Source organism: Kitasatospora sp. NPDC017646, assembly GCF_044329365.1.
Classification (GTDB): Bacteria; Actinomycetota; Actinomycetes; order Streptomycetales; family Streptomycetaceae; genus Kitasatospora.
In genome coordinates this window covers 55086-66500 of sequence record NZ_JBIRJC010000036.1, presented here as the reverse complement: position 1 = coordinate 66500, position 11415 = coordinate 55086, and the positions used below count along the sequence as shown (strand labels likewise).

Below are 11415 nucleotides of genomic sequence, written 5' to 3'. Positions count from 1 at the left end.
CGGGTCGTCGAGTACCCCCCGACCTTCGGCGTCCCACTGCCGTCCCTGCTGTCCAGCAGACGCGTCGGCCCGAACGCCACGTACTGCGAACCGGCCGTGGTGACGGTGACGCTGTTGGCCACCGCGTTGCCGAACTGGTCGGTGACGGTGACCTTGGCCGTGTAGGTGCCGAGTTGCGGATAGGTGTGCGGGCTCTGGGGCGGGCTGTCGGGTCGGCCGGTGGCGTGGGTGGTGCTGCCGTCACCCCAGGCGATGTCATAGGTGAGCGTCTGCGCGTCGCTGGTGGCGTTGATGCCGATGTGCACGCTGTAGGCGGTGGTGCCCGTGCCGGTCAGCGCCACGGCCAGGCCGGGGTTGGAGTCGAACTCCTCGGCCCCCCGGGTGGTGTGGGGGCTGGTCCCGAAGAAGTCCGAGCCCAGCGCCCCGGGCGCCGCCGGGTTGGCGGAGCCGATCGCGGCGGAACCCGCCTGGGGCTGGATGTCGACGCCGGACGACTCGTTCGGCCTCAGACCGGTCGGGGTCGCCTGCTTGGTGTCGTTCGTGTCATGGGCGCCCTGGGCCACGGCGGACCGGAAGGCGTCCAGGGTCGGGTAGGTGGTGCCGGCCCAGGCGTAGGGGGCCGTCGCATCGGACCCGTAGACGAAGAAGTCGTTGTAGTCAGCCGTGGTACCGGCGGCCGATCCGGACGAGACGGTGACGTCGGCAGCCCAGGTCTGACCGTAGCCGGAGCAGTTGGACTGGTACACACCCATGTAGTCGGTGCTCGGGTTGGCGTCCTCGATGAGGTTGTTCTCGACGCTGACGCCGGACGAGCTGCCTTCGAGGTCGACGGCGGAGCCGCATCCGCGCTGGATCGTGTTGCCGACGACGTCCAGGCCGTTCACGCCGGTCGCCACGATCCCCGCATCGGCCAGCACATCTCCGGAGAGGGAGATGTTGCCCGCCCCGGAGGCGACGGTGATCGCCCGGGCGCCGGACCGGGAGAAGCCCGCGTCGACATAGGTCCGGCTCACGGTGACATTGCTGGAGGCGCCGTCGATGGTGAGAGCGTCGGCTCCGGTGAGGTTGTTGGTCGTGCTGACGAAGCCGGAGTCGATCGTCACCCTGGTGGACCCGACGACCTCGACCGCGGTCGAACTGCCCCACGAGGTCAGCATCAGGTTGCTGACCGTCACATCGGAGACGTGGTCGAGAACGAGCGCGGGCTTGCCGCTGTTGGCGTTGCCCGCGCTGACCCAGGCCTGGGGGCCGGTGCCGACGATCGAGATGCCGGACGTCCTGACCGTCACGGACTCCTGGGAGGAGTACCCCGAGGAGGACGACAGGACGTCGACGGTGTCACCGGGCTGGGCGGCGTTCACCGCGTCCTGCAGCAGGCAGTACGGGCTGGCCTGGGTGCCCGTGCCGGTCCCGGTGGTGCAGGGCGATCCGGAGAACGCCGCGTAGAGGGTCCTGCCGGTTCCCGGTGTGGTGACCGGACTCGGCGTGGCAGGAGCGCCGGAAGACGGCGGTACCGGGGTCAACCGGACGGAGTTGCTCGCCGGGCTGGAGGATCCCGGCGCACTGACCGGCGGGACGAACGGCATGTAGGCAACGTGCGGACCGGTGTTCCCGCTGGATGATCCGGCCGCGTGGACCGTTCCCGGTGAGAGTGCGACGCCGGCTGCGAGAACCGCGACCGACGCGACGAGACTGCGGTAGGACACTGGCCCCTCTGTCAGGTACGTGAAGCAAAGCAGGAGATGAAGCGGCCAGGCTACAGATCCCCCACGACAACCCGTCTCGGGGTGCCCCTTCCGGTCCCGCCGCCGGGCCTTCTCCTGTCACGCCAGCCGCGAGCTCGACTCTGCCCGCTGTCCGATGACGGCCCCGCCGTCGGCCCCATGCCTGCTCCAGGACGGCGGGCCCGTCGAGGGCGACCGCCGTGTCGATGCCGTCATGCATCTGCCCGGCCGGCACGCCGGTGCGCCTGTAGCACCGGACGCCGTCGTACCGGGGTATCACAGGGGACTTGACACTCCGGTATGACGGTTTCCGGCCCTTCTCGCCCGTACCGTCGCCCCTGTTGAGGGCAAGACCGAACCGAACGAGGAGGAACGGTGATGAACGGGCGAGGACGGGCCGTGGCGGCGGTGCTGCTGGCGGCGACGGCGACGTTCGGCGTGGTCGGCGCACCGGGCGCGGTGGCGGCTCCGGAGCGGGGCACCGAGCACCGGGCCGGGGCCTGGCTGCCGCAGCCCACCGGGCCGTACCCGGTCGGCACGACGTCCCTGCAGCTCACGGACGACCGCCGGGACGACCCGTGGAAGCCCGGGCAGCACCGCAAGCTGATGATCAGCTTCTGGTACCCGACCACCCGGCCCGCCACCGGCAACGACCGTGCGCCGTACATGCTCCCCGCTGCCGCCGATCACTTCGGCAGCGCCGGGAGCGTCGGCCAGAGCGAACACGAATTCGAGCCCGGCCGCACCGACTGGGAAGGCATCCGCACCCACGCCCGCTCCGACGCGCCCGCCCTCCCCGGCGGCAAGCGGCCCGTCGTGCTGTACTCGGCGGGCTTCGGCGACCCACGCACCTGGGGCACCGGCCTGACGGAGGACCTCGCCTCGCGCGGCTACGTCGTCGTCACCGTCGACCACACCTACGACGCCTCCGAGGTCGCCTTCCCTGACGGGGACCTCGCGACCTCCGTCCTCCCCGCGCTGATGGCCCAGCCCGGCCTCGACATGGGCGCCCTCCTGCGCAAGATGCTGCAGACCCGGGTCGACGACACCCGCTTCGTCCTGGACCAGCTCACCGGGCTGCGCCACGAAAAGCAGCTACCGGCCGGCCTCGCCGCCTCCCTCGACCTCGACCGGATCGGCATGGTCGGCCACTCCGGTGGCGGCTCCACTGCCCTCCAGACCATGCACGACGATCCGCGCCTCAAGGTCGGCGTCAACCTCGACGGCCAGCTGCACTTCCCCGGCCCGGACGGAAGGACCGGCGTCTTCCTCCCCAGCGTTGCCGAGGACGGCCTGGCCCGGCCCTTCCTGCTCATGGGCACCCAGGACCCCGACTCGGGCAGCTACCACCGGCAGCCCGGCTGGGACGCCCTGTGGCAGCACAGCACCGGCTGGCACGCCGACGTGACCCTCACCGGCTCCCGCCACGGCTCCTACACCGACGCGCAGTCCCTGCTGCCCCAGCTCGCCCGCCAGGGCGCGATCAGCGGCGCGAAGCTGACCGACGACGTCGGCGACGTCCGCCCGGACCGCGCGGTGCTGGCCACCCGCTCGTACGTCTCGTCGTTCTTCGACCGCTGGCTGCGCGGCCACGACGACCATCTCCTGGACGGCCCGTCGCCGAGCTTCCCCGAGGTGGTCTACGAGCACTGATGCGCAGCCGAGGCCGCGTGTGACACGCGTGAGCGGGCGCGGGCCAGGCAGACGAGCGGCCCACAACTCAGCGCTCCGGGGGAGGTGGTGGACTGCCCGACCGGGGGGTTCCGGCCTCAGGGCAGTTTCGCCCCGGGGGGGCGAAGGCCGGCAGCTTCTCGAGACTGCTGCGCACGGCCTCGGCGCCGTACTCGAACATCTGCCGCTCGTAGTTGTCGACCGCACTCCCTCGTCCAGCAGCGGCGCCGGCGCCAGGATCAGGAATGGGTGCTCAGTCACGAGGAGCTGTTGGAGCGCTTCACCGCCCTGCCTGCCGAGAAGTTCCCGCAGACCCGGCGCCATGCCGCCGAAGTGATCTCCGGCACCGGGCACGAGCGCTTCGAGTTCGCCCTGGGCCTCCTCATGAACAATCTCCGACCCGCATCCGGTTGACCTGGCGTGCGGTGACCGCCCAGCGCGAGGACGACCAGCTGAGACGGTCACAGGTCGCATCATCCAGGCGCGCGCCGGTCGTCGGTGGAACGTCTTGGCGCTGCCGCCACCGCGCGGCGCTTGGCCGGGCCCTCCCTGGCCAAGCGCCCCACCTCCAACGACCGACCGCCCGCCGGTGGCGCCGGGTGCCGACGTCCTCAGAACGCCGGCCGGCCGCACCGTCCGCCCACCCGCCGATCGGCGGTTCCACTGCGGGCGTGGGCGGGGCCGGGCGCCGCAGCGGCGAGGGCGCGGGGTTCAACGTGCGTGCAGAACGGCGGGGACAGGCCCCGACGGTCGGGTGACAGTGAGCGTCTCGGTCCTCCGCCGGGTCTGCGTGAGATCCGCTGAGCCGTGACCGCCGCACACGGACCGGATCTGCTGGCGTCTGCAGCTCGACCCGGTCCCGCATCGCATCACGGTCTCCGGTCGGACAGATGCGTCCGACCAGAGATCACTTTTCCTTCCTGCTCGCCCTGGCCGGGGCGTTCACGCCGTCCCTGAGATTCTTGCCGGCCTTGAACGCAACCGTATTGCTGGCAGCGATGGCGACGGACTCCCCGGTCTGCGGGTTCTTTCCCATCCGTGCCGCGCGGTGGCGGACCTCGAAGGTGCCGAAGCCGACCAGTGTCACCTCCTCGGTCTTCAGCGTGGCTGCGATCGAGTCCGTGATGGCGTCGTGCACCTGCTGAGCCTTTTCCTTGGTGAGGCCGGTGCGCTCGGCGATCACGGCGATCAGATCAGATTTCCTCATATTCTCTGCCTTTCCGCTCGGGGTAGTGGGGCTGGGCGCTCGTCAGTTCACTGCGTCCTTGAGTGCCTTGCCAGCCTTGAATCCGGGGACCTTGGCTGCGGCAATCTTGATGGCTTCGCCGGTCTGGGGGTTCCTGCCCGTCCGCTCCGCGCGCTCCTTGACGCTGAACGTGCCGAAGCCGACCAGGACCACGTCGTCGCCCTGCTTCAAGGCGCCGGTGATCGACTCGACCCACGAGTCCAGTGCTGTGCCGGCCACTTCCTTCGAGACATCGGCCCGCGCGGACACCGCATCGATCAGATCGCTCTTGTTCATTTCCTCTTACCTGCTCAGTGGGCGGATCGGTGAATTTCGTTCGCTGTACCATCCTCGCGGTTTCAGGCCCGATCGCGGCGCATTTCATCCGCGACGCGAGCCGCATCAAAGGGGGGCACGGATCCGCGAGGGCCGTGTTCGGCGGGGGCATGAACTCGTACTCGAACTTGTCATCGTCGTAGGACATCCCGGCACTGACTGGAGTTCCGTGAAGGGGAGGGCCGTGTGGCGTCGTCGTCGCGGGTCGCCGCCCCCCCACGGGAGGCCGGCGGCGACCAGCGGCGGCACCCCTGAGGCGGGTGACGGTTCCGACGCTGGTGCTGGACTGCGCCGAGGACGTGATCGCGCCCCGCGGGGTCGGCGCCCACGTGCACGCCTCGATCCCCTCCTTCCGCCTGGTCACCCTCGACACCACCGGACACTGCCCCCAGCTGAGCGCCCCCGAGGCCACCGCAGGAGCCGTCCTCGCGTTCCTCGAGAACCTGCGGTGATGGCCCGGACCGGCCCCACCCGGGAGAGCCTCTTCGGTGACGACGCGCTTCTCGCCTTCGCCGCCGACCACGCGCCCGCCACGGCCCGCGAGGTGATCGACGCCCTGACCGTCCTGCTGAAAGGCTTCGGTGACGGCCTGGACGACGACACCGCCATCCTGGCACTCGGCGTCCCGGCCGCCCGACCGACCACCGACCCGTCGACGAACACACCACGATGAGCCTGACCATCAGCCAGCGCGACACCACCACCGGCCCGGTCCTGCACGTGGCCGGCGACCTCGACTTCGAGCACGCGCCAGACCTGCGGCGCCACCTGGACCGACTCAGCCTGCGCGAGCACCAGTGCCTCGTCATCGACCTGTCCGACCTGCGGTTCTGCGACTCCAGTGGCATCACGGCCCTGCTCGCGGCCCGGCGGCACGCCCAGGCCGCGGGCGCGGACATCGTGCTGGCCGCCGTCCCGGCCAACACCTTGCGCGTGCTCGCCGTCGTCGGCCTCGACCAGGTCTTCACCATCCGCTCCGGCAGCGCCGGCGCCGGACGGCCCGCGGGGGAACCGCCCGGCGACGGGTGACACTGCCCGGCGCGTGCCGTCGATCCGTGCGGTCCGCGCACGGCCCACGGGCGGGCAGGTCAGAGGAAGGGACCGACGTAGAAGGGACCGTAGTAGGCGTTGTAGCCCGCCTGGTAGTCGGTGGCGGCGGCGGTGCCGTGGGTGGGGTCGAACGCGGGGCCGTTCTTGATCTCGTCCTTCGTGCGGTCGACGTACACCTTCCTCTCGTGCTGGTCGACCCTGGCGACGGTGCCCGCCGGCAGCAGGACCCGGGTGCCGAAGATCCACGGGCCGGTGTCGACCACGAGGTGGGAGGCACCGACCTCCTCGGAGTGCTTGTCGACCTTGCCGATGGGGCCGTCGGTGGCTTCGACGTGGAAGCCGACCAGGTCGGTGCCCGAGACGTGGCCGGATTCGGAACGGAACTCCCAGATCCCGCTGGCGCTCATGTCTCTCCTCGCGTCACGGCGCCGCCCGTGCGGCGCTCCGTGGCGACCGCCTTCCCGCACTCTCCGGTTCCATGCCGGTGGCAGCCGGCGGCCCGGCGGCGGCCCGAGGGCGGCCGGAACGAACGCGCGGTCAGGCCGGCCGAGTCGGCGAGCGGACGCGACGGCGGTCCTGAGCGGACGGCAGGGGGCGGGGGCGGAAGGTCGTGGCCGGTGGTCGCATGGGGTCGCCGGATCCGGGCACACGAAGGTTGCACTCCCCCTGAAAGGAGGCCCTCATGTCCAGGATCGGCGGAGTGGGGTGGGCCCGAAGGCTTCCGCTCGGCGCCGGAGTACGGGCCGGCCGGGCGTGGGCGCGGAGGCACCTGGAGACCCTCGGCTGGAACCAGGACGCGCCGGCCGTCGCGGACGCGGTCGTGCTGGCCGTGTCCGAACTGACCACCAACGCCCACGTCCACGCCGGCAGTGACGCGGAGCTGGTGCTGACCTGGGACGGACGCTGCCTGCACCTGAGCGTCCACGACCACAGCAGCCGGCTCCCCCGCCCCCGGGCAGCGACGCCGGAAGCCACCGGAGGGCGCGGCCTGGCGCTGGTCGACGCGCTCGCCGACCACTGGCACACGCGTCTGCAGAAGGACGGCAAGACCGTCACCGCGCACTTCCATCCGCCGGGCGCGAAGCCCTGCCCGCCGCCGCAGTGAGTGCGGGGCAGGGCGGCGCCGACCGCGAGGAGCATCTGCCTCCTGGACGTCGGGGCGGGCACCGGCGGCTCCGCACCGAGGTGAGGACCAGGACCGCGAACGACACCACGTCCTGACGCCGGCCACGCCTGCCGGCCGCGGTGCACCGGGCCTCGGCGGCAGTCGGGCCGGGGCCCATGACGGGCTGTCGGCTCCGTTCCGGGAATCCGGGGAACAACCGGTGGACGGGCGTCGTCGCGTCCTGCCGGGCCCGCCCGGAGGCGACGGCGCCCAGCGGGTGTCCGGGGCCGAGCGCCTGCGGGCGTGCCGAACCGCGGCTTCGCCCGGCGGAGCCCCGCCACGCGACCAGCAGCACCCTGTGGCCCGGGGTGCGTGATCGCACGGGAGTGGGAGGGGGCTGGGCGGGTAGCAGTCGGATCCCCGTCGACCCCGTGCTGCGGCCGGTGCGGAAGGTCCGGCCGGAGCGGGCGGTGCGGGAGGCGGCGGAACGGAGAGGGGGGCGACATGCTGGGTCAGTCCCATGCGATCGGCGGGGCACTGCTCTACGCGGCGACCGCGCCGTTCCTGCCGGAGGCGCTGTTCGGCACGCAGCCGCGGCCGAGCGAGGTTCTGGTCGGCACGCTGCTCTGCGCCGGGGCCGCACTGCTGCCGGACCTCGACCACCACGACGCGACGCCCGCCCACCTGCTGGGCCCGCTGTCGAGGGGGTTGTGCCGTCTGGTGGGTCGGCTGTGCGGGGGCCACCGGCACGCGACGCACTCGCTGCTGTTCGTGGCGCTCACCGGCTGGGGCACCTGGTTGGGCGTCACCCGCCTCGGCGCCGGCTTCACCCTCGGTCTCGCCTTCGTCCTCTTCGCCCTCGCGGCGCGGGCCCTGCACCTGCACCCGCCGGGACACGGGCTGACGGCCTGGGTGACTGCCGTCGGTCTGGCCGGCGTCGGGACGGCGACCGTGGCCGCCTGGTTCACCGGCATCGCCTACTGGCTGCCCTACACCGTCTGCCTGGGGACGCTGAGCCATCTGCTCGGCGACTGCCTGACCCGCCGGGGCGCGCCCCTGCTCTGGCCCTACCGCAGGCGCTTCGAACTCGTGCTCATCCGGCGGACCGGAGGGAAGCTGGAGACCCGGTTCCTCGTGCCCGTGATGACCGTCGCCACGTTCGCGGCGCTGTGGTTTTCGGCCTTCGCCCCGCGTCTGGCCGCGGGTTGAGCACCGGCGCCCGGCCTCCGGACCCACCGCGGGGCCAACGCCCGTGGCCTGGGTGGGCGTTCGCCGCCGCGGACCTCTTCGGCATTTGAGGGCCGGTCAGGTCGGTGGCTCAGGACCGGAACGCCGGAGGCAGTCGCGTCCGGGGAATGTGACCGGTCTGACAGACATGTCGCGGCACGGACGGGTTACCGGCTGGGGGTGGAGATTGCTGGCGTGGACGTGGTCGCGCGCGGAGCGAGTGTGCGCGGGCCCCGGGGAGCGGTGTTCGAGAACCTTGACCTGCGCGTGGGTCCTGGCGGACTGCTGGTGGTCCACGGGCCGGGCGGCTCGGGCCGGACGACGGTGCTGCTCGCGCTCGCGGGGCGGATGCGGCTGGACGGCGGAGCGGTTCAGGTGGGCGGTGACGCCCTGCCCCGCAACGGCCGTCGCGTGAGAGAGCAGGTGGCCGTGGCTCGTGCGGAGCCCGCCCTCGGGCTGGACCCGGACCTGCGGGTGCGAGAGCTGGTGGCCGAGCGCCGCTGGTTGAGCCGCCGGCTGAGCACGGCGCAGGTCGCCGAGGCGTTCTCGGTCCTGGCCATCGACGTGGACCACCGGACGCTGGTGCGCGACCTGCCCCCGGTGGAGGCGTTGGGCGTGGCCGTCGCGCTCGCCCTGGCCACGCGTCCCGCCGTGATCGTCGCGGACGACGTGGACCGCGGGTGCCCGGCGGAGGACCGCACGCGGGTCTGGCAGCTCCTGGGCCGGGCTTGCCGGGTGGGCTGCACCGTCCTGGCGGGCGCCCTCGACCCTCCCACAGGTGCAGGCCTCGACCCGGCGCCCGTGCTGGTGGCCCTGCCCCGACGGAGCAGCCTGCCCGAGGGACGGGTCCCGGAGGAGCAGGACGCCTCGACGGAACGCGCGCGACAGGTGCGCGAACGGCCGGGACCGGGCGACGGGCCGGACGGCACGTCCCACGGGAAGGAGGGGCGCGCATGACTGCGATCAGGCTCGCGGTGTTGGAGCTGTGCAGCTTCCGGGGCCCGCTGAGGCGGTTCGTCCCCCTCGTGCTGTGTCTGGTTCCCCTGCTGTACGGCGCCATGTACCTGTGGGCGAACTGGGATCCCTACGGGAAGACGGGGCACGTCCCCGTGGCGGTGGTCAACGAGGACCAGCCGGCCGAGACCCGGCAGGGGCAGCGGGTGGACGCGGGCGCCCAGGTCGTGACGGAGCTCAAGGCCTCACGGGAGTTCGACTGGGCGTTCGTCGACGAGGCCGCGGCCCGCACCGGCCTGGAGCACGGGCGCTACTCGTTCACGATCCGGATCCCCTCCGATTTCAGCGCCCTCCTCGCCACCGGCCCCGACACCCAACCGGAACAGGCCCGGATCCACATCCAGCTCAACGACGCGAACAACTACATCGCGGGCGTCATGACCGAGGTCGTCCAGGCGAAGCTGCAGGAACAGGTCAATTCCGCCGCGCACGAGGCCTATGTCCGCGGCGTCTACGGGCGGCTCGCGGACATCGGCGGAAAGCTGAACACGGCGGCGCAGGCGGCGCAGGGACTCGTGAACGCCACCACCGTCGCCCAACAGGGGAGTTCCGCCGCCGCGGGCGCGAGCGCCACGCTGCAGGCCGGGTCCGCCCAGCTCGCCGACGGCGCCCAGAAGCTCAGCCAGGCCACGACCCAGGTGCACGCGGCGACCGCCGCCCTCACTGAGGCCGCGCCGCAGCTGAGCACGGCCACCGGCGCCGTGGTCAACGCGGCCACCCTCGTCTCCCAGGGCGTGGACGCCGTCCACACCGCGACGTCGACGGTGAAGCAGGGAACGGCCAAGGCGGTGGCCGATCTTGACCACCTGTCCGAGGCACACCCGGGACTGGGCGATGACCCCTTGTTCCAGCGCGTCAAGCAGGACATGACGGCAGCAGACAGCGCCGCCGGCCAGATCGACGGCCACGCCGCGACCGCCAGCGGCAACGCCCACACCGCGCTCCAGCAGGCCGTCAACCTCCAGAAGGCAGCCGCAGCCGTTCAGCAGTCAGCCCAGAACGCGCAGACCCCCCTCGCCCTGGTCGACTCCGGCGCCCAGAGCGTTGCCGCCGGAACCGCCACCGTGTCCACGGGCCTGTCCGCGCTCCAGCAGGGATCCGGAGCGCTGAAGACCGCCGCCGATCAAGCCCACACCGGTGCCACGACGCTGGCGACCCTGATCGACGACGGCAGGAAGCAGGTCCCCGTCCTGGACGCCGACCAGCTGGATCACGCCTCACAGGTGTTGGGGACACCCGTCGACATCGACCGGTCGAACCTTCATCCCGCCGGCGTCTACGGTCGCGGGCTGGCCCCGTTCTTCTTCGGCATCGCCCTGTGGGTGTTCGGCCTCTTCGCCTACCTCTTCCTGCGACCGGTCAACACCAGGGCGCTGGCCGCCCGCACCCGCGCCTCCACCCTTGCCGTGGCGGGCTGGCTGCCGGCCGCGGCCCTGGGCGTACTCGGGGCCCTGATCCTCTACTGCGTGGTCAGCACGGGTCTCGGACTGCACGCAGCGGCCCCTTGGAAGACCGTCCTGCTCCTCGCGGTCGGCGCCGCCGCCTTCGTCGCCATCGACCACTGCCTGCGCACCACGTTCGGCACGGTGGGCGACGTCCTGTCCCTGATCCTGCTCATCCTGCAACTCACCGCCTCCGGCGGCCTGTACCCGATGCAGACCACCCCGGCGCCGTTCCAGGCGGTCCACCCCTTGCTGCCGATGACCTACCTGGTCGACGGGCTCCGCGTGACGATCAGCGGTGGCTCCGCCTCCCACCTCACCCGGGACGTCGCCGTCCTCGCGGGCTTCGGTGTCCTGTTCCTGGCCCTCACCTCACTGGCCCTGCGCCGTCGGCGCGTGTGGACGGTCGCCCGCCTCCACCCCGACCTGAACCTGTGACGAACGGGCACGGCCGCCGGACCCGGCCAAGGGCCGTACGGCCCGAGCACGTCCGCATCAGCTCCAACTCGGCTTTCCCGCCGAGGAGTTGTGGCGCCGGCCCCGCCGGCCCGGAACCGCGTCCGCCGCCCCTGCGAGGATCCGAACGGGAGGCTGCTCCGGGCGGTGCCACCGGAGAGGGGT

General features: G+C 72.2%; 11 protein-coding genes and 2 pseudogenes. 9 read left to right on the top strand and 4 right to left on the bottom strand.

The window, feature by feature from the left end:
* Window positions 1-1586: PKD domain-containing protein (locus ACH4J0_RS34325; protein WP_396244968.1), on the bottom strand; the 1586-nt coding region annotated here is incomplete at its 3' end.
* A gap of 516 nt (window positions 1587-2102) precedes the next feature.
* Between ACH4J0_RS34325 and ACH4J0_RS34320 the strand changes: the two genes are divergently transcribed.
* Entirely contained in the window at window positions 2103-3377 is a 1275-nt protein-coding gene (locus tag ACH4J0_RS34320) for an alpha/beta hydrolase family protein (RefSeq protein WP_396244967.1), read from the top strand.
* A gap of 267 nt (window positions 3378-3644) precedes the next feature.
* Window positions 3645-3809, top strand: a complete 165-nt coding sequence (locus ACH4J0_RS34315) for a hypothetical protein (protein ID WP_396244965.1) — start codon at window positions 3645-3647, stop codon at window positions 3807-3809.
* 493 nt (window positions 3810-4302) lie between these two features.
* On the opposite strand, the gene ACH4J0_RS34310 is transcribed toward ACH4J0_RS34315, so the two are convergent.
* Window positions 4303-4602 carry an HU family DNA-binding protein gene (locus ACH4J0_RS34310; protein ID WP_396244963.1) on the bottom strand — a complete coding sequence of 100 codons (300 nt, stop codon included), beginning with the start codon at window positions 4600-4602 and terminating at the stop codon, window positions 4303-4305.
* 42 nt (window positions 4603-4644) lie between these two features.
* Entirely contained in the window at window positions 4645-4917 is a 273-nt protein-coding gene (locus ACH4J0_RS34305; RefSeq protein WP_396244962.1) for an HU family DNA-binding protein, read from the bottom strand.
* A 254-nt stretch (window positions 4918-5171) separates the two neighbouring features.
* On the opposite strand from ACH4J0_RS34305, the pseudogene ACH4J0_RS34300 reads away from it, so the two are divergent.
* The 3 genes and pseudogenes from ACH4J0_RS34300 to ACH4J0_RS34290 form a co-directional block, all read left to right on the top strand.
* Window positions 5172-5408, top strand: a pseudogene (locus ACH4J0_RS34300) (alpha/beta fold hydrolase); the annotation flags it as partial.
* A gap of 2 nt (window positions 5409-5410) precedes the next feature.
* Window positions 5411-5629 (top strand): annotated as a pseudogene (locus ACH4J0_RS34295) (histidine kinase); the annotation flags it as partial.
* Window positions 5626-5985: an STAS domain-containing protein gene (locus tag ACH4J0_RS34290; RefSeq protein WP_396244961.1), complete on the top strand. Its 360-nt coding sequence runs from the start codon at window positions 5626-5628 to the stop codon at window positions 5983-5985. The pseudogene ACH4J0_RS34295 and the gene ACH4J0_RS34290, both read left to right, overlap by 4 nt.
* 59 nt (window positions 5986-6044) lie before the next feature.
* Here the strand turns inward: ACH4J0_RS34290 and ACH4J0_RS34285 are convergent, their stop codons facing one another.
* Window positions 6045-6413: a PRC-barrel domain-containing protein gene (locus ACH4J0_RS34285; protein WP_396244959.1), complete on the bottom strand. Its 369-nt coding sequence runs from the start codon at window positions 6411-6413 to the stop codon at window positions 6045-6047.
* A 275-nt stretch (window positions 6414-6688) separates the two neighbouring features.
* Here ACH4J0_RS34285 and ACH4J0_RS34280 point away from each other — a divergent pair, with 275 nt between their 5' ends.
* The 4 genes from ACH4J0_RS34280 to ACH4J0_RS34265 all read left to right on the top strand — a co-directional run bounded on the left by ACH4J0_RS34280 (window position 6689) and on the right by ACH4J0_RS34265 (window position 11232).
* Window positions 6689-7111 carry an ATP-binding protein gene (locus ACH4J0_RS34280; protein WP_396244957.1) on the top strand — a complete coding sequence of 141 codons (423 nt, stop codon included), beginning with the start codon at window positions 6689-6691 and terminating at the stop codon, window positions 7109-7111.
* Between the two features lie 504 nt (window positions 7112-7615).
* Window positions 7616-8320 carry a metal-dependent hydrolase gene (locus ACH4J0_RS34275; protein WP_396244955.1) on the top strand — a complete coding sequence of 235 codons (705 nt, stop codon included), beginning with the start codon at window positions 7616-7618 and terminating at the stop codon, window positions 8318-8320.
* A 261-nt stretch (window positions 8321-8581) separates the two neighbouring features.
* The gene (locus tag ACH4J0_RS34270) at window positions 8582-9295 is read left to right on the top strand and encodes an ATP-binding cassette domain-containing protein (RefSeq protein WP_396244953.1); all 714 of its coding nucleotides are present in this window, start codon (window positions 8582-8584) and stop codon (window positions 9293-9295) included.
* Window positions 9292-11232 carry a YhgE/Pip domain-containing protein gene (locus ACH4J0_RS34265; protein ID WP_396244951.1) on the top strand — a complete coding sequence of 647 codons (1941 nt, stop codon included), beginning with the start codon at window positions 9292-9294 and terminating at the stop codon, window positions 11230-11232. The genes ACH4J0_RS34270 and ACH4J0_RS34265 overlap by 4 nt, the downstream gene beginning before the upstream one ends.
* The last annotated feature ends 183 nt before the right edge of the window (window positions 11233-11415 follow it).